Origin of the sequence: Marivita sp., assembly GCF_020055675.1 — a bacterium.
GTDB lineage: Bacteria > Pseudomonadota > Alphaproteobacteria > Rhodobacterales > Rhodobacteraceae > Marivita.
In genome coordinates this window covers 32,659-58,577 of the sequence record NZ_JAIPUS010000012.1, presented here as the reverse complement: position 1 = coordinate 58,577, position 25,919 = coordinate 32,659, and the positions used below count along the sequence as shown (strand labels likewise).

The 25,919-nt window shown below is 63.1% G+C and carries 23 protein-coding genes and 1 pseudogene; 10 read left to right on the top strand and 14 right to left on the bottom strand.

Annotated features, from left to right (window positions below; genetic code table 11):
- Positions 1-188: 188 nt before the first annotated feature.
- The 3 genes from LCF59_RS09965 to LCF59_RS09955 all read left to right on the top strand — a co-directional run bounded on the left by LCF59_RS09965 (position 189) and on the right by LCF59_RS09955 (position 2,917).
- Positions 189-848, top strand: coding sequence for a trypsin-like serine protease (locus LCF59_RS09965; RefSeq protein ID WP_292287317.1), 660 nt, complete (start codon positions 189-191; stop codon positions 846-848).
- A 72-nt stretch (positions 849-920) separates the two neighbouring features.
- A complete protein-coding gene (gene serS, locus LCF59_RS09960; protein ID WP_292287316.1) occupies positions 921-2,213 on the top strand; it encodes a serine--tRNA ligase in 1,293 nt (430 codons plus the stop codon).
- 2 nt (positions 2,214-2,215) lie between these two features.
- Complete coding sequence (locus LCF59_RS09955; protein ID WP_292287315.1) at positions 2,216-2,917, top strand: hypothetical protein; 702 nt, start codon at positions 2,216-2,218, stop codon at positions 2,915-2,917.
- Between the two features lie 57 nt (positions 2,918-2,974).
- On the opposite strand, the gene LCF59_RS09950 is transcribed toward LCF59_RS09955, so the two are convergent.
- A complete protein-coding gene (locus tag LCF59_RS09950; protein WP_292287314.1) occupies positions 2,975-3,847 on the bottom strand; it encodes an NAD(P)-dependent oxidoreductase in 873 nt (290 codons plus the stop codon).
- Between the two features lie 157 nt (positions 3,848-4,004).
- Between LCF59_RS09950 and LCF59_RS09945 the strand changes: the two genes are divergently transcribed.
- Complete coding sequence (locus tag LCF59_RS09945; protein WP_292287363.1) at positions 4,005-6,470, top strand: penicillin acylase family protein; 2,466 nt, start codon at positions 4,005-4,007, stop codon at positions 6,468-6,470.
- A 129-nt stretch (positions 6,471-6,599) separates the two neighbouring features.
- Here LCF59_RS09945 and hflX read toward each other — a convergent pair whose 3' ends face one another.
- The 10 genes from hflX to dusB form a co-directional block, all read right to left on the bottom strand.
- Entirely contained in the window at positions 6,600-7,853 is a 1,254-nt protein-coding gene (hflX, locus tag LCF59_RS09940; protein ID WP_292287313.1) for a GTPase HflX, read from the bottom strand.
- A gap of 17 nt (positions 7,854-7,870) precedes the next feature.
- A complete protein-coding gene (gene hfq / locus LCF59_RS09935) occupies positions 7,871-8,110 on the bottom strand; it encodes an RNA chaperone Hfq (protein ID WP_292287312.1) in 240 nt (79 codons plus the stop codon).
- A gap of 121 nt (positions 8,111-8,231) precedes the next feature.
- Positions 8,232-9,746, bottom strand: a complete 1,515-nt coding sequence (locus LCF59_RS09930) for a potassium transporter TrkG (RefSeq protein WP_292287311.1) — start codon at positions 9,744-9,746, stop codon at positions 8,232-8,234.
- Positions 9,747-9,749: 3 nt separating this feature from the next.
- Positions 9,750-11,126 carry a Trk system potassium transporter TrkA gene (gene trkA, locus LCF59_RS09925; RefSeq protein ID WP_292287310.1) on the bottom strand — a complete coding sequence of 459 codons (1,377 nt, stop codon included), beginning with the start codon at positions 11,124-11,126 and terminating at the stop codon, positions 9,750-9,752.
- A gap of 274 nt (positions 11,127-11,400) precedes the next feature.
- The gene (locus LCF59_RS09920; protein WP_292287309.1) at positions 11,401-11,994 is read right to left on the bottom strand and encodes a hypothetical protein; all 594 of its coding nucleotides are present in this window, start codon (positions 11,992-11,994) and stop codon (positions 11,401-11,403) included.
- A gap of 20 nt (positions 11,995-12,014) precedes the next feature.
- Complete coding sequence (locus LCF59_RS09915) at positions 12,015-13,436, bottom strand: sigma-54 dependent transcriptional regulator (protein ID WP_292287308.1); 1,422 nt, start codon at positions 13,434-13,436, stop codon at positions 12,015-12,017.
- 20 nt (positions 13,437-13,456) lie between these two features.
- Entirely contained in the window at positions 13,457-15,673 is a 2,217-nt protein-coding gene (locus LCF59_RS09910; RefSeq protein WP_292287307.1) for a PAS domain-containing sensor histidine kinase, read from the bottom strand.
- A gap of 174 nt (positions 15,674-15,847) precedes the next feature.
- On the bottom strand, positions 15,848-17,218 hold the full coding sequence (locus tag LCF59_RS09905; protein ID WP_292287306.1) for a response regulator: 1,371 nt from the start codon (positions 17,216-17,218) through the stop codon (positions 15,848-15,850).
- Positions 17,218-18,324 (bottom strand): ATP-binding protein, encoded by a 1,107-nt coding sequence (locus LCF59_RS09900; protein ID WP_292287305.1) that lies wholly within the window; start codon positions 18,322-18,324, stop codon positions 17,218-17,220. The genes LCF59_RS09905 and LCF59_RS09900 overlap by 1 nt, the downstream gene beginning before the upstream one ends.
- Entirely contained in the window at positions 18,321-19,304 is a 984-nt protein-coding gene (gene dusB, locus LCF59_RS09895) for a tRNA dihydrouridine synthase DusB (protein ID WP_292287304.1), read from the bottom strand. Before dusB ends, LCF59_RS09900 begins: the two co-directional genes overlap by 4 nt.
- 189 nt (positions 19,305-19,493) lie before the next feature.
- On the opposite strand from dusB, the pseudogene ispF reads away from it, so the two are divergent.
- The 3 genes and pseudogenes from ispF to LCF59_RS09880 all read left to right on the top strand — a co-directional run.
- A pseudogene (gene ispF, locus LCF59_RS09890) lies at positions 19,494-19,967 on the top strand (2-C-methyl-D-erythritol 2,4-cyclodiphosphate synthase); the annotation flags it as partial.
- Positions 19,967-20,452 (top strand): phosphatidylglycerophosphatase A, encoded by a 486-nt coding sequence (locus LCF59_RS09885; RefSeq protein WP_292287362.1) that lies wholly within the window; start codon positions 19,967-19,969, stop codon positions 20,450-20,452. The pseudogene ispF and the gene LCF59_RS09885, both read left to right, overlap by 1 nt.
- A gap of 8 nt (positions 20,453-20,460) precedes the next feature.
- Positions 20,461-20,940 carry a CinA family protein gene (locus LCF59_RS09880; RefSeq protein WP_292287303.1) on the top strand — a complete coding sequence of 160 codons (480 nt, stop codon included), beginning with the start codon at positions 20,461-20,463 and terminating at the stop codon, positions 20,938-20,940.
- A 10-nt stretch (positions 20,941-20,950) separates the two neighbouring features.
- Here the strand turns inward: LCF59_RS09880 and LCF59_RS09875 are convergent, their stop codons facing one another.
- Positions 20,951-21,394 carry a type II toxin-antitoxin system RatA family toxin gene (locus LCF59_RS09875; RefSeq protein ID WP_292287302.1) on the bottom strand — a complete coding sequence of 148 codons (444 nt, stop codon included), beginning with the start codon at positions 21,392-21,394 and terminating at the stop codon, positions 20,951-20,953.
- A 72-nt stretch (positions 21,395-21,466) separates the two neighbouring features.
- Between LCF59_RS09875 and hpt the strand changes: the two genes are divergently transcribed.
- From hpt to LCF59_RS09860, 3 genes are all read left to right on the top strand, one after another.
- Positions 21,467-22,006, top strand: a complete 540-nt coding sequence (gene hpt, locus LCF59_RS09870) for a hypoxanthine phosphoribosyltransferase (RefSeq protein WP_292287301.1) — start codon at positions 21,467-21,469, stop codon at positions 22,004-22,006.
- 136 nt (positions 22,007-22,142) lie between these two features.
- Positions 22,143-22,607: a cytochrome c gene (locus LCF59_RS09865; protein WP_292287300.1), complete on the top strand. Its 465-nt coding sequence runs from the start codon at positions 22,143-22,145 to the stop codon at positions 22,605-22,607.
- Positions 22,608-22,616: 9 nt separating this feature from the next.
- Positions 22,617-23,498 carry a cytochrome c gene (locus tag LCF59_RS09860; protein ID WP_292287299.1) on the top strand — a complete coding sequence of 294 codons (882 nt, stop codon included), beginning with the start codon at positions 22,617-22,619 and terminating at the stop codon, positions 23,496-23,498.
- A 69-nt stretch (positions 23,499-23,567) separates the two neighbouring features.
- Here the strand turns inward: LCF59_RS09860 and lipA are convergent, their stop codons facing one another.
- The gene (lipA, locus tag LCF59_RS09855; RefSeq protein ID WP_292287298.1) at positions 23,568-24,518 is read right to left on the bottom strand and encodes a lipoyl synthase; all 951 of its coding nucleotides are present in this window, start codon (positions 24,516-24,518) and stop codon (positions 23,568-23,570) included.
- A gap of 250 nt (positions 24,519-24,768) precedes the next feature.
- Positions 24,769-25,809, bottom strand: a complete 1,041-nt coding sequence (locus tag LCF59_RS09850) for a DUF6456 domain-containing protein (RefSeq protein WP_292287297.1) — start codon at positions 25,807-25,809, stop codon at positions 24,769-24,771.
- Positions 25,810-25,919 lie beyond the last annotated feature (110 nt).

The following is a 25,919-nucleotide window of genomic DNA, read 5'->3' as shown; positions in this document are numbered from 1 at the left end:
CTCCTTGAAGATGGCGGGGCACACCCCGCATGTCAGACCGGTAATTTGCGCGGAACCTATGTTGCCGTGCCATGCTTTGCAAGGCGGCTTCGACGCGCGCACGGGCCGATGGCGCAACGGGCGAAATTCGGCCGCGGCCGGGACAGCATGCCTTGTGGCTGAGGGCAAATTGCGTCTTACATCGCGCCATGGTCCGGTGTCTTGTCGCTGCTTTGCTTGTTTGCCTCGCCCCTGTCGTGCGGGCGCAGGACCTGCCCGTCCTGCCGGCCGATGATCACGCGGCGTGGCAGGCCATTGGCCGGATCAACACCGCCGGCTACCGCACACGGGACATGTGCACCGGGGCGCTGATTGCGCCCGACACCGTTCTGACGGCGGCGCATTGCGTGTCCGGTGTGGATGGGCTCGGCCCCCGCCCCGAAGACATCACCTTCGTCGCGGGCTGGATGCGCGGGACGGCCGCCGACAGCGTGGATGGCGCATCAATCTGGGTGCATCCCCGCGCCTATGCAGATGGCACGCTCGATATTCGCTACGATGTCGCGCTGCTGACCCTGGCGCGCCCGTCCACGGTCGCACCGCTGCGCGTCGATCGCGACGCTGCCGGACCGCCGTTTGCCGTCATCGGCTATTCGAACCGCCGGCCACATATGCTCAGCGCGTCGTTTACCTGCACGGGCCGCTTCGCATCGGCGCTGTTGCGCCTCGACTGCCCGGTTTTGCCGGGAAATTCCGGGGGGCCGGTCATGGCCAGGGCCGGCGCGGAATGGACCGTCACCGCGGTGATCAGCGCCATGGGACAGCCCGGCGCATTGGCGGTTCCGGTATCGCGGCTGCTATCGCGCTGACCCCCTACCAAAGCATTGCATTCCGGTGCATAAGGCGCGGCAACACAGATGCGAGTCAGAAGGACGAGACCCATGCATGACATCCGAGCCATCCGCGAGGCCCCCGCCGCGTTTGACGCTGCCCTGTCGCGCCGTGGATTGGAGCCGGTTTCGTCCGAAGTGCTTCGGATCGACGAGGCACGTCGCGCGGCGATTCTCGAAGCCGAAACCGCGCAGGCCGATCAGAACCGCGCCGCCAAGGAAATCGGCAAGGCAAAAGCGTCGGGCGACGATGCCGCGTTCCAGCGCCTGCGGGACGAGGTCTCCGCCAAGAAGACCGCGGTTGCAGAGATGCAGGCCCGCGCCAAGGAAATGGACGAGACGCTGCAAACCCTGCTGCTGGGTCTGCCCAACCTGCCCTTCGACGATGTGCCCGGCGGTACCGACGAAGAAGACAACGTGCAGATCTATGACTGGGGCACGGCGCGCACGTTCGATTTCCAGCCGAAAGAGCATTACGACATCGCGGGCGTTCAACCCGGCATGGATTTCGAGACCGCCGCCAAGCTGTCGGGATCGCGCTTTGTCGTGATGTCCGGCGCGGTGGCCCGCGTGCATCGCGCGCTGGCGCAGTTCATGCTGGACACGCATATCGGCGAAAACGGGCTGGCCGAGACCTGGACACCGGTGCTGGTGCGCGACGAGATGATGCTGGGCACAGGCCAGTTGCCGAAATTTGGCGAGGACAGCTACAGAACCACCAATGGCTGGTGGCTGGTGCCTACCGCCGAGGTCACTCTGACCAATATCGTCAATGGCGAGACCGTGGACGAAGACAGCCTGCCCCGCCGCTACGTCGCGCACACGCAATGCTTCCGCTCAGAGGCGGGCAGCGCCGGGCGCGACACCGCCGGAATGCTGCGCCAGCACCAGTTCGAAAAGGTCGAGATGGTGTCGATCACCCATCCCGATCACAGCCGCGCCGAGCTGGACCGGATGACCGGATGCGCGCAAGGCATCCTTGAACGGCTTGGCCTGCCTTATCGGACGGTCGTGCTGTGCACCGGCGACATGGGCTTCGGCGCCCGGCGGACCCATGACATCGAGGTCTGGCTGCCCGGTCAGAACGCCTACCGCGAGATCAGCTCGGTCTCGGTCTGTGGCGACTTCCAGGCGCGGCGCATGAATGCCCGCTTCAAGCCGTCCGGCGGCGGCAAGCCGGATTTCGTCCACACGCTCAACGGATCGGGGCTTGCCGTCGGGCGCTGCCTGATCGCGGTTCTGGAAAATGGACAAGAGGCCGACGGCTCGGTGACTTTGCCGGAGGCCCTGCATCCGTGGCTCGGGGGCAAGACCCGGATCTCGGCAGATGGTAGAATGGAGTAGCTATGACACGCGTCTGGGCAGGATTGGTTCTTCTCGCGGCACTGTGTTTCGCGGCATCCCCGTGGTTTACCTCCGGGTTCAATGGCTTTGAACCCGACCAGTTCCCCGTGCCGCAGGATGATCCACCGGTGCAGCCCGCCGGCTATGCCTTCTCGATCTGGGGGCTGATCTATCTCTGGCTTATTGTCGGGGCGGCGTTCGGGTTGCTCAGACGCTCGGACGATCCCGACTGGGCCGCAATGCGCCCGCCGCTGGTGCTGAGCCTGGCTGTCGGGGCAACCTGGCTGCCAGTGGCCACGCTGTCACCCGTCATGGCGACCGTGCTGATCTGGATCATGCTGGCTGCGGCCTTTGTCAGCCTGTTTCGCGTCGGTGACACCGACCGTTGGCTCCAGCAAACACCGGTGGCCATCTATGCCGGTTGGCTGACAGCCGCCTCCTCGGTCTCCATCGGCCTCTTGCTGGGGGGCTATGGCCTGCTCAGCGGCACATGGTCGGCCATTGTCGCGCTGTCGGTGGGACTGGTGATCGCGCTTGTCGCCCAGTATCGCCTGCACCGGGCTCCGGAATACGGCATCACCGTCATCTGGGCCCTGGTTGGCGTGATCGTGGCCAACACGGCCCCCATCAATATCGCGGTGGTTGGGCTGTGCGGGATCGGCATCATGGCGATCCTCGCGCTGCGCGGCACCGATACCGAATAGCGGGCCCGTTTCCGTCACCGGAAACGGTGGATGCACCGACGCATCCACCACCCGGCATCAGCCCATCGCGCGCAGGCGCTTGATCAGGCTCGATGTGTCCCAGCGACCGCCGCCAAGTTTTTGCACATCCTTGTAGAACTGATCGACAAGCGCCGTCACAGGCAAGGACGCGCCGACCTCGTCGCCTGCATCAAGGCAAATACCCAGATCCTTGCGCATCCAGTCAACGGCAAACCCGTGCTCGAACGCGTCCTCCAGCATCGTCTCATGGCGGTTCTGCATCTGCCAGGACCCGGCCGCACCCTGGCTGATCACCTCGACCACGGCACGGCCGTCAAGCCCCGCTTTTTCGGCAAAATGCAGTGATTCGCTCAGGCCCTGAACCAGACCGGCGATCGCGATCTGGTTGCACATCTTGGTCATCTGCCCGGCACCGCTGTCGCCAATACGCCGGCAAATCCGCGCATAGGCGCCGATGACCGGCTCCGCCCTGTCATAGGCATCCTGTTCGCCGCCACACATGACCGACAACGCACCGTTCTCCGCGCCGGCCTGGCCGCCCGAGATCGGCGCATCGACAAAGGCAATGCCCTTGGCCGCCGCCGCATCGAACAGCTCTCGGGTGACCTTGGCAGACACCGTGGTGTGATCAACAAAGACACTGCCATCGGGCATTCCGGCAAAGGCACCCTCCTCGCCCAGACAGACGCTGCGCAGGTCGCCGTCATTGCCGACACAGGACATCACGAAATCGCACCCCTGGGCCGCCTTGCGCGGTGTCACTTCGTGCGCGCCACCATGTGCGTCGACCCAGGCCTCGGCCTTGGACGTCGTTCGGTTGAACACTGTCACGTCATGGCCCGCTTTCACAAGGTGTCCCGCCATTGGATACCCCATGACCCCCAATCCCAAAAATGCCAGCTTTGCCATGTCGCGTGCTCCCTTTTCCCTGGTGTCTTGCGTGGTAAACTCTTGCGGTCTTTACCTGACGCCGCGCCGCCCCCTTGGCAAGGGGCTGCGTGTTCTGTAGGCCCTTCGCAGGACGGTGCAAGCGGGCCTGTGTCCCGGTTTGAAAGGTAAAGACGACGTGGCCGTGATCTTCAGAGCATTGGTGTGGCTGACCACCGCAGCCCTTGTTCTGGGCACCCTCGGCGTTCTGACGGTCTACTATCTCGCGTCGCGGTCCCTGCCCGAATACGACAAGACAGTTACGGTCTCCGGCGTGACCGCCGACGTCGAAATCGTGCGCGACAACTCGGGCGTGCCGCACATCTTTCCCGCCTCGGACCGCGACGCGTTCTTCGCGCTTGGCTATGCCCATGCGCAGGACCGTCTTTGGCAAATGACGCTGCTGCGCCGCACCGCGCAGGGACGGCTGTCAGAAATCTTCGGCTCCCGCACGGTGGAGACGGACAAGCTGCTGCGCAGGCTGGATATCCATACGCAGGCGGTCCGGTCGGTGGATGCGCAGGACGCGCGCACGCGCGACGCTCTGGACGCCTATTCCGCCGGCGTGAATGCCCGCATCACCGAGATCAACCGCGACAGCCTTGGCCGCGGAGCTCCCGAGTTCTTTGTCTTCAACGCCCCGCTTGCCCAGTGGCAACCGGCAGATTCGATTGCCTTGGTGAAACTGATGGCGTTGCAGCTGTCCAGTCACATCAACGAAGAGGTGCTGCGCGCGCGCCTGGCCCTGTTCCTGCCCGATGAGACCCGCTTGGCCGACCTGCTGCCCGACATCCCCGGCCAAGGTGTTGCTGCACTTCCCGAGTACGCGTCCCTGATGCCCGAGCTGCCACCGCAGACCCAATTCGCCGACAACGGTCCGGACCCCCTGTTCTGGCCGGTGGCCCGACGCGGCCTCGCCGGCGCATCGAACGCATGGGCGGCCGATGCCTCGCGGTCGGCGACGGGCTCGACCCTGATGGCCAATGACCCGCACCTGAAATTCTCTGCCCCCGCGACCTGGTATCTCGCGCGCATGCAACTGTCTTCCGGCGGGGTCATCGGCGCATCGATCCCCGGCATCCCGGCGATCATGGCGGGACGGTCAGACGCGATCGCCTGGGGGCTGACCTCGTCCTATCTGGACGATCAGGACCTGTTTCTCGAAGAGCTTAACCCAGACAACCGCGAGGAATACCGCACCCCGGACGGGTACAAGCGCTTCGAAACCCGCCGGTCGATCATCAACATCAAGGAATCCGCCCCAGTCACGCTCACCCTGCGCTGGACCGACAATGGCCCGGTGCTGCCGGGCACGCAATTCGATCTGAACGCCGTCACACCGCCGGATCACGTGGCGGCCCTGTCCTGGACAGCGCTCAGCCCGCAGGACACGTCGTTATCTGCGGCCATCGCACTGATGCATGCGCAATCGGTGGACGAGGCACTGGACGCGTCGCGGGATTACGTCGCACCGTCGCAAAACCTGACCGTGATCGACGGCGACAGCATCGCCATGAAGATGATCGGCGCCATGCCCCGCCGCGATGCCGCGCATCAAAGCAAGGGGCGATTGCCCTCCTTTGGCTGGCGCGCCGAAAATCGCTGGCAGGGGATTTTCCCGAACGACGCGAACCCGGTCTTTCGCAACCCCGCGGGCGGAATCGTCGGCAATACCAACAACAAGATCGTTGACCGCCCCTTTCCCTTGCATGTCAGCCATGAGTGGGGGGACAGCCAGCGGGTGATGCGCTGGAAAGGCCTGATGCAAGGTCGCGAGGTCCACACCCGCGACAGCTTTATCGAAGCGCAGCTGGACACCGTGTCGATCACCGCGCGGGGATTGCTGCCGTTGATCGGTGCGGATCTGTGGTTCACCGGCGAAGCCGCCCCCGAGGGCACAGCCGACCGCCTGCGCCAACGCGCGCTCGAGCTGCTGGCCAACTGGAACGGCGAGATGAACGAACATCTGCCCGAACCCCTGATCTATTCCGCATGGCTGCGCGCCTTGCAGGATCGGCTGATCCGGGACGACCTGGGGCCGCTGGCCACCGAGTTCACACGCGTCGAGCCACTGTTCATCGAACGGGTGTACCGCGATGTGGATGGCGCCAGCGCCTGGTGCGACGTCATCCGGTCTGCGGTCAAGGAGACCTGCTCGGACATCGCCCGCCTGGCGCTGGACGATGCGCTTGTCTGGATCTCGGAAAACCATGGCACGGCCCTGGAGTCGCTGCGCTGGGGCGACGCGCATCAAGCCGCACACGACCATCCGGTGCTCGGGGATGTCCCGGTCCTGCGCTATTTCGTGAACATTCGCCAAAGCACATCGGGCGGCGATCACACCTTGATGCGCGGACGCGGATCGGGCGACGGGGACACGCCGTTCCAGAACATACACGGCGCTGCCTATCGCGGGGTCTATGATTTCGCCGATCCCGACAGTTCGGTCTTTATCCTGTCAACGGGCCAGTCGGGTCATTTCCTGTCCCGGCATTACGACGATCTGGGCACGCTTTGGCGGCGTGGCGAATATATACCGATGTCGCTGGACGCAGACCTTGCCCGTGCGGCATCGGTTGGCGTGACGCGGCTGGTGCGGGACTAGCAAGCTTCGGATGGCCTTCGGCCATCCGACCGGCGCGCGCGAAGCGCGCCAAGGGGGCTCTGCCCCCGTCGCCAAGGGCGACTCCCCCGGGATATTTCTGAACCAGAGAAGCCGGGACACTGGAGCCGCTCAAAGCGTCTCGAATTGCCGCGCGTCCTTGGCGGACCAGCGCACTTTGAGCGTGTAGCCTGTCTCGTCCTGGCTTTCCTCCTCGACCAGTGCCTTGTCGAACAGCCAGGCGCGCTTGCGGCCTTCGTCAAAGCCCAGGTGGAGCGTGTCTTCGCGCCGCTCCCCCTCGAGGCTGCGGTTCACGGCGGCCAGCAGTGGCCCCAATCCGTCGCCGGTGAGCGCCGAGGTGGCAAAGACCCCCGCATCCCGATCCGCGCGCGCCAGCACGGCCGCGCGATCTTCGGGGGCCATTGCATCGGTCTTGTTCCAGACCTCCAGCAGCGGCGTTGTTTCGGTCACCCCCAGCGAATTGAGGATATCGCGCACATCGTCGGCCTGTTCATCCGTTGCATCATGGCTGATGTCGCGCACATGCAGGATCAGGTCGGCTGCAAGCACCTCTTCCAGCGTCGCGCGGAACGCGGCCACCAGTTCGGTCGGCAGATCGCTGATGAAACCCACCGTGTCCGACAGGATCACCTCGGGGCCATCCGGCAGCTTGACCGCGCGCATGGTCGGGTCCAGGGTAGCGAAAAGCATGTCCTTGACCATCACCTCGGCCCCGGTCAGCCGGTTGAAGAGTGTCGATTTTCCGGCGTTTGTATAGCCCACCAGCGCCACGATGGGATAGGGGACCTTGGCGCGCGCGGCGCGGTGCAGGCCCCGCGTCTTGACCACCTTGTCAAGCTGACGACGCAGGCGCACCAGCTGATCGTCGATGGCGCGGCGGTCCGCCTCGATCTGGGTCTCACCGGGGCCACCGACGAATCCGAGCCCGCCGCGTTGCCGTTCCAGGTGCGTCCAGGCGCGCACCAGCCGGGTGCGCTGATAGCTGAGCGCGGCCATTTCGACCTGCAACACACCCTCGCGGGTGGCGGCGCGGTCGCTGAAGATCTCGAGGATCAGGCCGGTGCGGTCCAGCAGCTTGACCCCCCAGGCCTTTTCGAGGTTGCGTTGTTGGACCGGCGTGACCGGGCCATCGACAATGACAAGCTCGATCTCGTGGTCTTTGAACCGCGTCGCAAGCTCTTCGATCTTGCCCGAACCGAAGAGTGCGCCAGGATGCGGTTTCGGCAGGCGAACAACATCGCTTCCAACAACGTCGAGGCCCGGCAGGGCCACGGCCAGGGACACCGCTTCTTCAAGGGCCGGGTCGGCGGGGCGGCGCGACCGGTCGCTGGTGATGTCAGGATGCAGGACCCATCCGCGGGTCACAGACGTCTCGTGTTCCTTCAATTTTCGCCTTCGCCGTCATACAGATTGATCGTCTGTGATGGCATTATCGTGGAAATGGCGTGCTTGTACACGAGTTGTGACTGCCCGTCGCGTCGCAGCAACACGCAGAAATTGTCGAACCACGTGATAACACCCTGCAATTTGACGCCGTTGATCAGGAAAACAGTCACCGGCACCTTTGTCTTGCGGACGTGGTTCAGGAACGCGTCCTGAAGGTTCTGTCTATCAGATGCCATAAAAATTGCCTTTGTTCTTGCTTTTGATGCATCAAGCTCGTGATTTGGGATCACTATGTCTTGCGGGTTTCGTAAATTCCAGAGGAAAAACAAGGAATTTCTGCAGCTGTGGGTGGAATGCTCAATCGCGCCAGAGATCCGGTGTCAAAATGACCACCAGCGCCAGCATTTCGAGCCGTCCCATGACCATCGCGATCGCAATGATCAGTTTCGGCCCGGCGCCCAGGTCGATCAGGCTCAACCGTCCCGTTTCGACCACGCTCAGCAAGGGGCCGCAGTTGGACAGGCTGGCCACGGCGATGACCAATGATTGCTCGAAGGGGATGTTGAACGCGGCCAGCGCAACGGTGGTGCCCGCCAGCGTGATCGCGAAGATCATGAAGAACACCCAGGCAATGAACGCACCTTCGCGCCGAGTGCGCCGTGACACGAGGCCCGAGCGGCCCACCGAGGACGGGTGCACAAGCCGGTCCACCTCGCGCATGCCGTTGACGATGAGCGCAAAGACGCGCAACAGTTTGACACCACCCGCCGTCGTGGCCACCCCGCCCCCGATCAGGGCAAGCCCCATCAGGATGAGACCCGGTGTTTCCAGCCCCGACCAGTTCTGCGCATTGCCCCAGTTGGAACTGGTAAACCCATGCGTTGTCAGGAAAGACAGGACCGTGAACCCGGCCCCCCACAGGGCGCGCGCCGCGGCGGCAAGATTCTCCTGCCCCCCAAGGTCCAGCGCCGCCACGAAATGCCGCGCGAACAACATGAGCGGCACGAGGAGCACAATGCCCAGCCCCAAGCGGAACTCCGGATCGTGGAGCAGGCCCGCCTTCTGTGCCGAACCAGTGTCCTGCGAAAACGTCATGCGGGACAGGGCGAACAGCAGAAACACCGCCATGATCGCCTCGCCGGCGAAGCCGCTTTCCGCGCCGGTCGGTCCGCCGACCGGGGATATACCGGAGGTGGCCATCACCGCCATCGCATGGGTCAGCGCGATGAAGGGCGTGTCGCCCACCACCATGAGCAACACCCATAGCGCCAGCGTCAGCAGGCCGTAGGCCGGGAAAAGCACGGCGGCGCTGCGGGCAAGGCGGCTTGCGGGATCGGCGGTGTCGCGCCGGGCCGCCCCGGCGATAATGTCCTGTCCGGGTTCGCCCAGCGATGTCACCTCGAAGCCGCCGAGGTTCAGCGGCGCGAGGATCGCCGCCGCGGCAACCCAGATCAGCAGACCGCCCATCCAGCCCACCTGGGCCCGCCACAGATGCTCGGACATCGACAACCGCTCTGGCGCGAAAAGCGGCATGCCGGTCGTCGACAGGCTCGACACCATTTCCAGGTAGGCGTTGAGGAACGTGGTCGTCTGCACGGCCTCGTAGAACGGCACCGCGAGCGCCGCGGGCAAGATGAGGAAGCAGCCCAGAAGCGCCAGCAACTGGCGCATCGCATTGCGATTATGCGGCCGGTTCGCCAAGGCCAGACCGCCCAGCACGCAAAAGATCAGTCCGACCAGGCCGGCATAAAAGAACGACCGCGCGTCCTGATGCGATTCGTTCCAGAGCGCGACGCAGGCCGGCAGGATCATCGAGGCGGACGCCAGCCCCAACAGAAACAAGAACAGCGGCAGGCGATACAGAACCGTCATGGCTCAGAAGAAATCGATCGAAACCTGAAGCAGGCGTTCGACCTCCGGCACATCCTTCGCCAGGGCAAAGATCACCACCTGGTCGCCCTCTTCGATCACCATCGACCCAACCGGGCGCCGCACCTTGCCGGCTTTGCGCACCGCGCCGATCAGAACGCCTTCGGGGAAATCGACATTGCGTATTGTCTGTCCCGCCATGGGCGAGGTCGACAAAACCTCGGCCTCGATCACCTCGGCTTCGGCATCGCCGATCGAATAGACCGAGCGCACGCGGCCATGGCGGAAATGGCGCAGGATCGAGCTCACGGTCACGGAGCGCGGATTGATATACGCGTCGATGCCCAGCGGATCCATCAGCGGCTCCAGTGTCGGATCATTGATCAGGGCAATCGCCATGTGGCAGCCCTCGGATTTGCCCCGCACGCTGGCCAGCATGTTGGTCTTGTCGTCATCGGTCACGCACAGCACGGCATCCGCGCGCTCGATCTTGGCCTCGGCCAGCAGGGAGACGTCCATCCCGTCGCCGTACAGAACAATCGTCCGCTCCAGCGCTTCGGCGGCGCGTTCGGCGCTTTTGCGGTTGCGTTCGATCATCTTGACGCGCACGCGGTCGGTGCGCTGTTCCAGTTCCTTGGCCACCATGAGACCGACATTGCCGCCCCCGATGATGACAACCCGCTCCTGCTTGCGATGCGTCTTGCCGAAAATCTCCTGTGTCCGGCGCACATCCTCGACATGGGCCATGATATAACAGGCATCCCCCGCGAAAACCTGGTCCTCGGCCTCGGGGGAAAACAGCGTGCCGTCACGGCGAATGCCCACGACGATGGACCGCAGGGTCGAAAACAGATCGGTCAACTGCTTGAGCGGTGTGTTGATGATCGGGCAGTCGTCGTCGATGGTCAGCCCCATCAGCGTGGCGTCGCCATCCAGGAAGGTTTCAGTGTCAAAGGCAGCCGGCGCATTGAGCCGCTGAATGGCGGCGTTGGCCACTTCCATTTCGGGGCTGATCACCACGTCGATGGGCATGTGATCGCGGCGGTACAGGTCCGAATAGATCGCAGTCAGGTAGGATTTCGACCGCAACCGCGCAATCTTGCGCGGGACGGAAAAGACCGAATGCGCGACCTGACAGGTCACCATGTTGACCTCGTCGGAATGGGTTGCGGCGATAATCATGTCCGCGTCGCGCGCGCCGGCCTGGTCCAGGACGTCCGGGTAGGAGGCAAAGCCGGTGATCCCCTGCACGTCCAGCGCATCTGTCGCCCGTCGAACAAGTTCGGCATTGCTGTCGACCACCGTGACGTCATTGCGCTCGCCCGAAAGGTGCCGCGCGATCTGCCAACCGACCTGACCTGCTCCGCAGATGATGACTTTCATGTGCTTTGCCCGCGGACGGACCCTTTGGCTGTGGCGCAGGCTTCTGTTTGGCAGAGCCCGCGAGTGGGGTCAATTGCGCGTCGGGTGACGCCCCTCCTATGCGTGCTTGCACGGATTGCCACCCGCCCCCCGAAAAATGCGTGAAACCACGTATCCCGTACCGGAAACCTCCAACGTTACCAAACCCTTAATAGGTCCGCTCCGGACCTGATGTTTCGCGCGCGAAACATTATGGCCAAAACGGACCTATCCGGCAAGGCTGTCCCGGTGCCTCTCATCCACCCGTGCTGCGGCGGTTGCGATATGCCAGGGCAGCCTCCGGCGTTTTCCACGCGTACCGATCATCCTCGGCAACACGGCCATGCCAGAGCCGCCCCTGCCCCAACCGCCACGGGTCTAGCACCATGCCCTGCGTCATGGGCTGCCCACGTGCCGTCAGGACGACCGTCGTATGCTCCAGCCGCAGATTGTTCGCATTCGCCAGCGCCCGATGAATCTGCAACGTCCGCAACCCTTCCGCCTGCAAGCTCCGGTGCATGGCATTGGCGAAATCCTGGCAGACGCCTTTCTCGCGCAGCCCGTTGACGACCTTGAAATTGTGGATCAGCGGCGCATCGGTCATGCGCCACGCTTTCGCCCAGTCAAGCGGGTCTGTCACCGCGACCCGCGCCGCCCGCTCCGCCTCGTCCGGATCGACCGATGGCCCAAGCGCCAGCAGCGCCCTGGCCACTTCGGCTGTTTTCACGTCCGGTTCGACCGCGTCCTGCGCCGCAAACGCAAGCGGATCAGGTGCCGCCCTGTGGTCAGATCCCGTGCAGCCCAGCAGCGCCAGCAGGCCCAGAGCGCCGCCCACGCTGCGCGCAACCATCAATCATCACCCCCATTGCGTCATCCCGCTTGCACAGCGTCTTCCTCGTCCTCCAAGTACGCCACGCGGCTGCCCGACTTGGACCCGGTCACAACTCCCAGCGATTTCAGTTTTCGGTGCAGCGCACTGCGCTCCATCCCGACGAAACTGGCGGTGCGGCTGATATTGCCACCGAACCGGTTGATCTGCGTCAGCAGGTACTCCCGCTCGAACGCCTCGCGTGCGTCGCGCAGGGGCATGGTCGCGAGCGTCCCCGACAGCACCACGCGCCCATCCTCGTCCTCGGCCTGTGCGGTCTCCTGCGGCAACTCGCGGGCGGCGATGTCACCGGTGCCGTCGCCCAGGATCAGCACACGCTCGATCAGGTTCTTGAGCTGCCGCACATTCCCCGGCCAGACCATCGTCTGAAGCAGCGCCACAGCGTCGCCGCTCAGCCCGCGTTTGGGCAAGCCTTGGGTCCGGTTGAACAGGTCAATGAAATGCGCCGCCAGCATCGGAATGTCCTCGCGCCGGTCCTCAAGACTCGGCACCGCGATCGGCACGACGTTCAGCCGGTGATAGAGTTCCTCGCGGAACGTGCCTGCCTCGATCTCGGCTTCCAGATCCCGGTTGGTGCTGGAGATCACCCGCAGATCAACCCGCACATTGTCGGAGCCGCCAACGCGCTGAAACTGCTGGTCCACCAGAACACGCAGGATCTTGGACTGGGTTCCGGGCGGCATATCCGCCACCTCGTCGAAATAGATCACGCCGCCATGCGCCTGTTCCAGAAGCCCCGGCTCGACACCGCGCTCGGGTGTTTCGCGGCCGAACAGGACGTCTTCCATGATCTCGGGGGCCACTCCGGCGCAATTGACGCAGACAAACGGAGCGCCGGCGCGGTTGGAATGGCTGTGGATATAGCGCGCCGCCGCTTCCTTGCCGCTGCCCGCAGGCCCGGACAACAAGACGCGTCCATTGGATTTCGTCACCTTGTCAAGCTGCGCCACCAACCCGCGATATGCCGCGCACTCCCCGACCATCTGCGCCACATCCGCCTCCCGGCGCTTGAGCTTCTGGTTCTCGCGGCGCAAACGGCTGGTTTCCATCGCGCGGCGGATCACCACCAGAAGCTGATCGATGTTGAACGGCTTCTCGATGAAATCATAGGCGCCCTGCTTGATCGCAGCGACAGCGATCTCGATGTTTCCGTGACCCGAAATGATCACCACCGGCACATCCGGGTTGTCGCGCTTGACGGTCTTGAGAATGTCGATCCCGTCCATCTTGCTGTCCTTGAGCCAGATATCCAGAATCAGGAGCGCCGGTTCCTCGGCGTTGATCTCGGCCATCGCCTCGGAGGAGTTTCCGGAAAGCCGGGTCGTATAGCCTTCGTCCTCAAGGATATCGCCGATCAGTTCGCGAATATCGCGCTCGTCGTCTACAATCAGAATATCGCTCATTGCCTCACCTTCATCTCCATTTAATCGTCACTTACTGAACCAGCCTCCGCCAAAGCAGCGCCGGACTGCGTCCGATCGATCTGCTTTGCGACAAGCACAGGCAACCGGACCACGGCCATCGCGCCGCGCCGGCCTGTTTCGTCAAACGGCGCGGCGGCGTCCAGCGCCAACGTACCGCCATGTTCCTCGATGATCTTTTTCACGATCGGCAAGCCAAGACCGGTGCCTTTCTCGCGCGTCGTCACATAAGGCTCGAACAGGCGCGCACTGTCTTCGGGAAGCCCGATACCATTGTCCGAAATACGGATTTCCGCGATATCATCCTCGCGGGTGCAGGTGATACGGATTTCCGGCTGGATGTCCGACTCCGGCACGGTTTCCTTATAGGTTTCAATGGCTTCGCCTGCGTTCTTTACCAGATTTGTGAAGGCTTGCCCGATCATGGCCGCATCAATTTCGGCCGGTACCGCCTCTTTCGGCAAGTCGATCACGAAACGCACATCTGGTTGTCCGGTCTCTTGCAGCAAGATAGCGCCGCGCAGGATATCGAGGACGTCTTCGGGCTTGCGTTCGGGTTCGGGCATGCGCGCGAATTTGGAGAATTCATCGACAATGCGCCGCAAATCCGTGGTTTGACGGACGATCACATCCGTCATCTGCTCCAGGTCGGTGGCATCCGCATCCTCCAGCTTCCGGTGAAATTTGCGGCGAATGCGTTCCGCCGACAGCTGGATCGGCGTCAGCGGATTCTTGATCTCATGCGCGATGCGGCGCGCCACGTCGCCCCAGGCCGCAAGGCGCTGTGCGCTGACAAGATCGGTTACGTCGTCAAAGGCAATCACATAGCCCTCAAGGCCGCCATCCTCGCGGCGGCGGGTGGACATGCGCACCAGCAGGTTTTCCAGTCGCCCTTCGCGGCTCACCTTGATTTCGTCTTGCGCGGTTTCGATCCCCTGCATCCGCAAACGGTCGAACAGAGGGCCGAACTCGGGGACCGCCATGAAGATTTCGACGCTGCGCTGGGTTTTTTGCCAGCGCAGAAGGCGCTCGGCGGACCGGTTCACGAAGGTCACGCGCCCGTCGCTGTCCAGGCCAACAACACCGGAGGTAACAGAGGTCAGAACGGAATCGAAAAGCCGCTGACGTCGTTCGATCTGGCGGGTGTTGTCGAGCAGCGTTTCGCGCTGGCCCTTGAGCTGGCGGGTCATCTGGTTGAAATAACGCCCAAGCATGGCGATTTCGTCGTCGCTGTCTTCCTCGACCACCTTCACGTCAAGATCGCCGGATCCAACGCGCTGCGCCGCCCCTGTCAGGCGCCCGACAGGACGGCTGAGCCGTTCCGCGAACCACAGCCCCAGCCAGACCGCGGCAAGGATCAGCAAGAAGGCAAACCCGAGGTAGAGCAACGCAAAATCGAAAAGCACACGGCCCCGGTCCTTTTCCTGCTGCTGGTATAACCGGGCGGTTGCCTGGGTGTCATCCAGCAGGTTGAGGATCTGACCGTCCACCTCGCGGGTGATGTAAAGATAGCGGTCGGTGAAAGCTTGCAGCGGGATCAGGGCGCGCAATTCGTTATTGTCCCAGTCCTGCACCATTTCGAGGCCGGACTCATCGGCATCGGAGAACACGTCGAGCGCCGGGCGTTCATAGTCGAACAGGTATGATCCTTCGCCGCGGGCGCGGATTTCGCCGGCCCCGTCGACGACATAGGCTTCGCGCAACCCGCGCTGGATCTGTGCCTGTCCCTGGCTGAGCGCCTGCCGCAATTCACCGTCATCCATGATGAAGGTCGCGCGACGGTTGGCGTCGAGAAATGCCGCGAGTGCACGGGCATCGAGCGTCAGGCCTTCGCGATGTTCCTCCTCGTAAGCCTCGGCCGCGGAAAGGGACGCGCCCACGACGTTGCGCACGCGTTCGGAGAACCATGTTTCCAGCCCGATATTGATCGTCAGAACGGCAAACACCGCCACAGTTATCGTCGGCAAGAGCGCCATCAGCGCAAACGCCCCGGTCAGGCGCAAATGCAGGCGCGAGCCGGCAGATTTTGCCCGCCGCGCGGCGACCAGCGTGGCAACGCGGCGCAGCACCAGTGCCGCGAGCAAGAGCATGTAGACAAGGTCGGCCAGCAGCACCAGCCGCAGGTTGAACTGCGCCCCCGCGCCGGTGTCGAGCGGTCCGAGAACAAGAAAGGTCGCGGCGGCAAGCGTCGGGGCCAGCAACACCAGACCCACGGTCATGGCATTTTGATAGCGACGCTGACGCCGCACCCGTGTCATCCGGGTCCAATTCCAAGAGCGTGCCCAGGTGGCCACAGCCAACCCCCGCCTAGATGTGCCGCGCAGTCCGGCTTCCACTATATCATGTGCGTCCGATCCACTGCTTCGCCGCCGGAACACGATTATGTGGCAGTTTTACATCAATTTGCGGCGCCGTGTCACCTGAATATCGAGATCGGTAATCTTCTTTCTGAGTGTATTTCGGTTTATTCCGAGCAAATCAGCACATTTTGCCTGGTTTCCGCCCGTCGCTTCGAGCGCGATCTCGATAAGCGGGGCTTCGATCTCGCGCAGGATTCGCGGGTAAAGACCGGGCGGCGGCAGCATCGTGCCATGCAGGTCGAAATAACGTCGCAGGTGGCGTGCCACCGACGCGCTGAGTTTTTCGCTGTCGCCACCGCGCAGGACCGGGCCCGTTTCGGGTTGATTGCCCAGCACGTTTTCCACTTCGGCGCGGCTTATCTCGTCGGCGCGCGACGTCAGGCTGAGCCGCCGCACCACGTTTTCAAGCTGACGCACGTTGCCGGGCCAGCTATAGGCGCGAAACAGATCCGCCGCGTCTTCCGAGAGCCAACGTTTGGCCCCGCCATCGCGTTCGGACCGGACCAGGAAATGCTCGCACAGCAGCGCGATATCGTCCACTCGTTCGCGCAGCGATGGCACCGCGATCGTCGCCCCGCTGATCCGGTAATACAAATCCTCGCGCACGCCGCTTTCGGCGATTCCCTGTCCCGGATCCGTCTGGCTCGTGGCGATGAAGCGCGGCACGTGTTCACCGGGGCCGTCCATCATGCGCACGATGCGGGCCTGCACCTCGTCCGGCACATCGGCCAGCTCATCGATCAGGAGCGTGCCGCCCCGCACCCTTGCGAGGATACGTGCCGGGCCTTCGATATCGGCCAGATCATTGCCGGTTACCGTGACAAAGGGCAGCGACCGCCGGTCGGAGAAGTCGTGCAGCGCCTTGGCGATCAGCGACTTCCCGGCGCCGGATTCGCCACAGATCAACACCGGCAGGTCGGTGTTCATCACCTTTGCGACCAGCCGGTACAGCGCCTGCATCGCCGGAGTTTTGCCCACCAGGGGCAGCTCGTCCGGTGTGTCGACCTGGGGCGTTTCAGCCTGCGGCCGTGGCGCGCGGGACCGCGCATCCAGGGCCTTGGACGTGCGTTTCATCAGATCGGGCAGATCGAAGGGTTTGGGCAAGTAGTCATAGGCTTCGGCCTCGGCGGCCTGGATCGCGGTCATGATCGTGTTCTGGGCGGATATGACGATCACCGGCAATTCGGGCCGGTCCTGGCTGATCTTTGGCAGCATCTCGAGCCCGTTTCCATCGGGCATGACCACGTCCGAGATCACCACGTCGCCCTTGCCCTCCGCGACCCAACGCATCAGCGTCGTCAGCGACGAGGTTGCGTGGACCTTGCACCCCGCCCGTGTGAGCGCCTGTGTGAGAACCGTGCGGATCGTGCGGTCGTCATCCGCAACTAGTACCGTGCCATCCATCAGTGCGATTCCTTTTGTTTGCGTGGTGCCTGGGGCAGAGAAATACGGAACCGGGTTTTGCCGGGAACGGAGTCGACCGTGACCCAGCCATCGTGATCCGAGATGATCTTGCTCACCAGAGCGAGGCCAAGCCCGGTTCCGTTTTCATGGCCTGACACGAACGGGTCGAAGACATCGCCCTGGATATCGGGCGGCAGGCCGGGGCCATCATCGATCACCTCGACCTGCAACGGCAAGGACTGGCCCGATCCATCGGACCGGCGCAGGCTGTAGCTGTGCTCGTAATAGGTGTGCAGGCGGATCGTCCCGCCAGCCTTGGGGTCGGCCGCTTCGGACGCGTTCTTGACGAGGTTCAGAACCACCTGCAACAACTGGTCGGAATCTCCCATCGCCAACGGCAGCGACGGATCGTAATCCTCGACGATTTTCATGTGCGCGCCAAAGCCCAGCATGGCCGACCGTCGGGCGCGGTCCAGAACGTCGTGCAGGTTCACCGCTTTGCGCTCGGGCTTTGACAGGTTGCCGAATTGTTCGACCTGTTCAAGCAGCTTCACCACGCGGCGGGTTTCCGCGACGATCAGATCGGTCAGTTCCAGGTCGCCATCGCTGAGGTTCATGCTCAGCAGTTGCGCCGCCCCCGTGATCCCCGCGAGGGGGTTCTTGATCTCATGCGCCATCATCTCGGCCATGCCGATGGCGGATTTCGCGGCGGATTTGACGCTTTGGCTCTGGGTCACGCGCCCGGCCAGTTCACGCGGGCTGATGAGCAGGATCATGCAGCCGTCATGGCCCTGCACCGGGGCCAATTGCAGGTTGCAAACAAGCGGTGGACGGCTGCCCGTTCCGACATCGACATCGTTCACGAACAACGGCGTTCCGTGCTTGCGCGCCCGCGCCAGGCTTTTCTCCATCGGCGCGTCGACTGTCAGCCGGTCCCAGATCGGTTGCCCCTGCAACCAGCGAGCGGAATTGTTCAAGAAGCCTTCGGCGGCAGGATTCATATCGACTATGTTTTCCGCCGCATCGATCACGATGGCCGGAACCGGCAGGGACGACCAGATCGCCGCCTGGTCAATGGGTCCGTTGCGCTTCTCTGGGGGGGTCATGCGGCCTGCCTCGTCTCTGGACACAGCGCGTCCGGCAGCGCGCGCAGGACGTCTTCCGGATCCCTTGCGGTCAGGATCGACTTGCGTAGTCCGGCGCCGGTTCCGGCATCCTCCATGTACCAGCCAAGATGTTTGCGCGCCACGCGGCTGCCCAGATCGGTGCCGTAAAAGGACAGCATGGCGTCATAATGGCCCGCCACCATGTCCACAAGCGCGCGGCCGGCAGGCACATCCGGCATCTCGCTGCCAAAGAGATCCGCTGCGATCTGTGCCAGCCGCCAGGGCCGCCCCTGCGCGCCGCGTCCGACCATGACACCATCGGCGCCGCTTTGGGCAAGCGCGGTCCGGGCACTGGCGGTATCGGTGATGTCGCCATTCGCGATCACCGGGATCGACACCGCCTCCTTTACCTGATGGATGGCGCGCCAATCCGCGCGGCCTTTGTAGAATTGACACCGCGTGCGGCCGTGGATGACGATCATCGCGATCCCGATCGCCTCGGCCCGCCGGGCCAGATCCGCCGCGTTATGGGTGGCATCGTCCCATCCCAGGCGGGTTTTCAAAGTGACCGGGACTGAAACCGCGCCAACCACCGCCTCGATCAGCCGGCACGCATGGTCCAGATCGCGCATGAGCGCCGATCCCGAATAGCCGCCCGTCACCTTTTTCGCCGGGCACCCCATGTTGATGTCGATGACCTGCGCACCCATTCCTTCGACCCGGCGGGCCGCTTCGGCCATCGCCTCGGGCGCGCGCCCGGCCAGCTGTACGGAGGTGTTGGCGACCCCTGTGCCAAGCTCGGCCTTTTCGCGGCTTCCGGGGCGCGCGGTGAGAAATTCGCCGCTCGCGATCATCTCGGACACCACGCGCCCGGCGCCGAATTGCGACACCAGAGACCGGAACGGCAGATCCGTGATACCGGCCAAAGGCGCCAGCAAGACGGGAGGTGAAATGAGGTTTCCTGGAACCGACGGGTGCACCGCAGCAATCCTTGTTTGGTTGGCTCTGAGCTACGCCGAGGTCGCCCGCCGTTCAATGATATTAGCCTGAAAAACAGACCGCCGGAACTCATTTGCCTAATTATTGTGCAAACATGCCCGAGCGATTGCACGTTCACCGCACACCGCTTAGACAGGTTACCGGTAATCCACGGAGATATGCGAATGAAGGTGCGGCTCGGCAATGGCTATGACGTTCACAGGTTTGGTCCGGGCGATCATGTCATCTTGTGCGGGGTGAAAATACCGCATGATCAGGCTCTTGTAGGTCACTCTGACGCGGATGTCGCACTGCATGCGATCACCGATGCGATCTATGGGGCGCTTGCTGTTGGTGATATCGGCACGCATTTTCCGCCCAGCGACCCACAGTGGAAAGGTGCCGCCAGCGGGATATTCCTGAAACACGCCGTCGAGATGGCCCGGAAGGCCGGCTTCGGGATCAGCAACTTGGATTGCACGCTGGTGTGCGAACATCCGAAGATCGGTCCTCACGCCCACACAATGCGCGCCGCGTTGGCCGACATCACGGCCCTGGCGATCGGCGATATCTCGGTCAAGGCGACCACGTCGGAACGGCTTGGCTTTACCGGGCGCGGTGAAGGGATCGCTGCCTTGGCAACCGCCGCGTTGGTGTCGCAATGATGATGCTGGTGGCCACGTTTTTCGGTGTCGGGCTGTTGCGCCCTGCCCCGGGCACATGGGGATCGCTGGCCGCGCTGCCCGTGGCCTATGCCGTCCTGTCCTTTGGCGGTTTCTGGCTTTTGGTGAACCTGACATTCTTTGTCTTCATGTCGGGCTGGATCGCGGCGCGCGAACTGACGGCAGGACAGGAGGATCACGATCCATCCTTCATCGTCATCGACGAAGTCGTGGGCCAATGGATTGCCCTGTTTCCAGTGGGATACGGCGCGATGATGATGTCGGTCGATTTGCTTGCGCTCTATCCCGGCTGGATCGCTGCCTTCCTGCTGTTCCGGCTGTTCGATATCTGGAAGCCCTGGATTATCGGGGCGGCCGACGCGCGGGGCGATGCGTTGGGCCTCATGCTGGATGATGTGATCGCCGGGATATTTACGGCGCTCGGCGTGATCGGTTTTGCGGCCCTGTTCCATCTGGTGTTGATGTGACCGCGCGCATGGCCGACCGCATTGTGCGTCTTGCCACAGGTCTGGATGTAACGGTGACAACCGCCGAAAGCTGCACCGGCGGCATGGTCGCGGCGGCGATCACCGACGTGGCGGGGTCCTCGGCCCTGTTTGAACGCGGGTTTGTCACCTATTCCAACGCGGCCAAGGTCGAGTTGCTGGGCGTGACACAGGCCAGTCTGGACGCGCATGGCGCCGTGTCAGAAGCGGTGGCCCGGGAAATGGCGCAAGGCGCACGGGGCGCCGCGGCGGCGGACATCGCGGTGTCGATCACCGGTATCGCCGGCCCCGGCGGCTCGGACCACAAACCCGAGGGGCGTGTTTGCTTTGGCCTTGCCACGACGGACGGCGTCATCACGCAAACGGTCGAGTACGGGGCGTTGGGGCGCGCAAGGGTGCGTGAAGCGGCAAGAGACGAGGCGCTCCGCCTGATCCTGACTGCGCTTGCCGACATGCAGCCAGACGCCTGACACCTAAACCCTAGGTGTAAAGCGCGTCCGCCCGGCGTTCGAAGGCGCGCACGATCCGTTGCATAGCTTCGTAAAAGAACATGCCCGCCGCGCCCTGAAGAATCCGGTTCTTGAATTCGAAATCGACGAAAAATGTCACTTCGACCCCATCCTCGACATCGCGGAACGCCCAGTTCGACTGCATGTAGCGGAACGGGCCATCGAGGTATTCGGTGTCGATCTTCATGTCCTGCGGCCACAACACCACGCGGCTGCCGAAGCGTTCGCGGAACACTTTGAAGCTGATTACCAGATCGGCCAGCATGACCTCGTGATCGCCGCAATCCTCGCGCGAGCGGATGCGCGCAGCCGCCGTCCATGGCAGAAATTCGGGGTAATTCCCCACATCCGCGACCAGATCGTACATCTGCTGCGCCGAATACGGCAGGGTGCGTGTTTCTGAGTGTGTGGGCATCTGCTCTTTTGTTTTGCTCGTGACAGTGGCGGGGGATGTCGTATTCTGCGCGGGAAAAATCAAGGGAAACCTATGTCAGAGCGTCCTTATGTCATTGACGAAATGATCTCAGCCAAGACGATTGCAGCGCGCATCGAGGAATTATGTGTGTCGATCCGGGATGAATTCCACGACACGGACCAATTGGTCGTGGTGGGACTCTTGCGGGGAAGCTTCGTCTTCATCGCGGATCTGGTGCGCGAACTGGACCTGCCGGTGGAGGTCGATTTCCTGGAGGCGTCCTCCTACGGCAACAGCATGGAATCGAGCCGCGAGGTGCGTATCCTCAAGGATCTGCGCGGCCGGGTCGAAGGCCGAGACGTTCTGATCGTCGAGGATATCGTCGATACTGGCCACACCCTCAAGCATGTCACCGGACTTCTGGGCTCGCGCAATCCGGGTCGGCTGCGCACCATCGCGCTTTTGGACAAACCATCACGGCGCGAAACGGACGTCACCGCAGACTGGATCGGGTTTTCGATTCCGGATGAATTCGTCGTGGGTTATGGCATAGACTTCGCACAACGAAACCGGAACCTGCCCTACATCGGAAAGGTGCGTTTCGCGGACTGATGCCCCCGGACAGGACACCGCCCGGCGGTCACGATTTGGTGTGGCGAAACGTCACTGTTTCCGTCGCATCGAAGGCCAAACTGCGCTATGGTTGTGCTACCGAACCATCTAGCGAGTTATTACAGGGAGCTTCGTCATGAAAATATTCATCACCTCGGCCGTGGCCGCCGCGACATTGTTCACAGGCAGCCTTGCCTACGCGCAGGATGACTTTTCCGGCCAGTTGAAGGCGCGGCAGGGCCAATTCCGGATCATGGCGATCAATCTTGGCATTCTGGGCGACATGGCCAAGGGCGAAACGGAGTACAACGCCGTAGCGGCACAAGCCGCGGCGGATACATTGGTCGCGGTGTCGATGATCCAGCAGGCGCCGATGTGGCCGGAAGGCTCGGACGAGATGTCGATAGACGGCACCCGCGCGCAGACCACGATCTGGGAGCAGACCGACGATTTCCAGTCCAAATGGGCCGATTTCGGCTCCGCTGCCGAAGCGATGCAGGCCTCGGCCGCATCCGGACAGGATGCATTGGGCCCGCTCATGGGACAGGTGGGTGGTGCCTGCAAGGCATGCCACGACGATCACCGCGCCCCGGCGGATTAACCGTCACAGATGAAACGGCTGATCATCACGGGTGCACTGGTGCTGACGGCTGTTGCGGCGGCGGGGTTCGTCCTGACGCGCGCAGCGCCGTTGGACGCGGACCGCTTTGATTCGATCGACGGGGACGCGAGCCGGGGCGAAACGGTATTCATCGCCTCGGGCTGTGCCTCCTGCCATGCTGCGCCCGACGCCGAAGGCGACGGCAAGCGCGTCCTGGCTGGCGGTCAGCGGTTCGATACGGATTTCGGAACATTCGCCGCCCCGAATATCTCGCCTGACCGGGAGGCCGGAATTGGTGACTGGACCGTGACCGAGTTCGCCAGCGCGGTGACGCGGGGCGTGTCTCCGGAGGGGCGGCATTACTTTCCCGCCTTCCCCTATACGTCCTATGTTCACATGACCGATCAGGACGTGGCTGACCTGTGGGCCTTCTGGCAGACATTGCCAGCCGATGCGACGGCGAACGCCGCACACGAACTGGCGTTCCCGTTCAATATCCGGCGCGCGATCGGCCTGTGGAAGCAGATCTACATGCCCGACGGTTTTGTCCTGTCGCAGCCGGAAACACCGGAGGTAGAGCGCGGGCGCTACTTGGTGGAAGCCCTTGCGCATTGCGGCGAATGCCACACGGCGCGCAGCGCGCTTGGTGGCATGCAGCGATCAAGTTGGCTGGAGGGGGCCGACAACCCGTCGGGTCGCGGAAAGATCCCTTCGCTGGTGCCAGACGATCTGGACTGGAGCGCCACGGATATCGCCTATTATCTCGAATCGGGGTTCACACCGGAGTATGACAGCGCTGGCGGGCATATGGTCGCCGTGATCGAGAACTTCGCACAGCTGCCCAAGAGCGACCGGCAAGCGGTTGCAGCCTATCTCAAGGCGTTGCCCTGATCGGCATCCTTGCAAACCGTGACCGCAATCCCGCAAGCGAGTCGCGGCCACGCGAGTGGACTACAGTTGCTAAGCGTTGGCGAGTTTCGCTTCTCGATTGCGGCGCAGGCGGGCGAAATCGTCGCCGGCGTGATACGAGGAGCGCGTGAGCGGCGTTGCCGACACCATCAGGAAGCCCTTGCCATAGGCGGCTTTTTCATAGCTTGCGAATTCCTCGGGGGTGACAAAGCGATCAACGGCATGGTGCTTGAGCGTCGGCTGCAGATATTGTCCGATGGTCAGGAAATCCACATCGGCGGCGCGCATGTCGTCCATCACCTGATGCACGGCTTGGCGACCCTCGCCCAGTCCGACCATGATCCCCGACTTGGTAAAGATCGACGGATCGATTTCCTTGACCCGTTGCAACAGGCGCAGGGAATGGAAATACCGCGCGCCGGGACGCACTTCGGGGTACAGGCCCGGCACGGTTTCAAGGTTGTGGTTGAAGACATCGGGTTTGGCCGCGACAACGGTTTCCAGCGCGTCCGGCGCGCATTTCAGGAAATCTGGTGTCAGGATCTCGATCGTCGTCTTGGGCGAACGATGCCGCACGGCGCGGATGGTCTGGGCGAAATGTTCCGCCCCGCCATCCGCGAGGTCGTCGCGGTCGACAGACGTGATGACCACGTGGTTCAAGCCCAGCTTCTGCACGGCGTCGGCCACGCGGCCCGGTTCGAACGCGTCAAGCGTGTCTGGACGCCCGGTTGCGATATTGCAGAAGGTGCAGCCGCGCGTGCAGATATCCCCCATGATCATCATGGTGGCGTGCCCCTGCGCCCAGCACTCGCCAGCATTGGGACATCCCGCCTCTTCGCACACCGTGACGAGGTTGTTCTCGCGCATGATGCGACGCGTCTCGTTATACCCCTCGCCGCCCGGTGCCTTTACACGAATCCAGCTTGGCTTTTTCGGCTGTGCATTGTCCGGGCGATGCGCCTTCTCGGGATGGCGCTGTTCTGGTATCTTGAGGTCACGCAACGATTTTTCCCCTCTATGTCAGATGCGAACTTCTCTAACATATAACTTAGCAGGGGGGCAGTGCCAGTGTTGCATAGCTGCATTGCGGCTTCAAATTCCCTCTTTAACGAGTTCCCCCCTGCACCAACCCGCCCGACAGCGTCGGACAGACCCCGCGTCAGCCTGGAATGTGTCGCACGGCAGAGCGTGTCGCGTTCATTTGAAGTCCCGCGACCGCTCCACCCTTTGGCCAGCGCATGTCGGCGACGCGCTAGCCGATCAAAGCACCATTTCCAGTCCTGTCCTGGGTGTAGAACTGTGTCAGTCGTTGCAAGGCAATCCGAAGCACGACCTTGCCCGAGCGTGCCGACCAGCCCAGTCGTTTTTCGGTGGCCTCCAGACCCTCGCGCAGGCAACAGCAGCGCAAGACCACTTCACTCAGGCCCGGACCCAGTTCCCTGATCGCATCCAGCGTCCGGATCATCGCATCACTGCGCCGCGCATCCCGCAAGGACGACGCGGTGGCATAATGCGGGTGCAGCGCGTCGGCGCTTTCCCAGCCCAGCAAATCCGACGCCCCGAAACCGGCGATCGTGAAATCCTCGTGAAGACGATCCCCGGCCACCACGAATTCGGACGGCAGGAAAGGTTTGCCGTCCGCCCCCCGGCGGCGGGACAGCGCGGCGATCGGGCTTTCAAAGCCGGGTCCGGTAGAGTGTGACCGATCCCGCGATCGCCGATCCGGTTCTGCGTCTGAAAACACCGAAACGGGCGCGTCTGCCGGGCGCGCGGCGTGGCCATCCCGGGCGGCCATCAGCCCCGGCAGGCAACTGCGCCCCTCTTGCGTCACCCGGTAGCGCATGACGGTCGTGCCGCCCACGGGCTCGATCCAGTTCCGCAGGATGAGCGCCGCTGCAAGCGCGACATCGACCTTGCCCAGAACAACCGTTTCGCCTTCGCCGACTGTCTTGATGATCGCGGGTTGCGGCAGATCAGGGCTGTAAAGCAGCATCGCGCGCGCCTCGCAAAGCCGTCGCAAGGCCACGGTCGCATTGTCCAGCTGCGCCAGAAGATGCGCCACATCCTCGGGCGGCGCGTCGCTGGCGCCAAGCACCTGATCGACAAGAGGATCATCCCGCAGCGTTTCGAGTTTGCGCACTTGTCGCAGGATGGTCGATGCATGGCATCCGGCCTCGCGGGCGATGTCACGGATCGGCCGTCCTTCGGCGGTGTGGGCCAGATAGCGGCGCGCCGCTTCGGGCAGAAGCGGGTCCACAGCGGGACGATGTTGAACGTCGTGCAGGTCAGTCATGGAAATCCCCCATTGGAAGTCTGTCAGAAATATCCCCAGGTTTATCAACAGACGATACGCAACCTATGCGGGTATTTATTTCCGATTTGTTAACTTTCAGCCTGAGACAA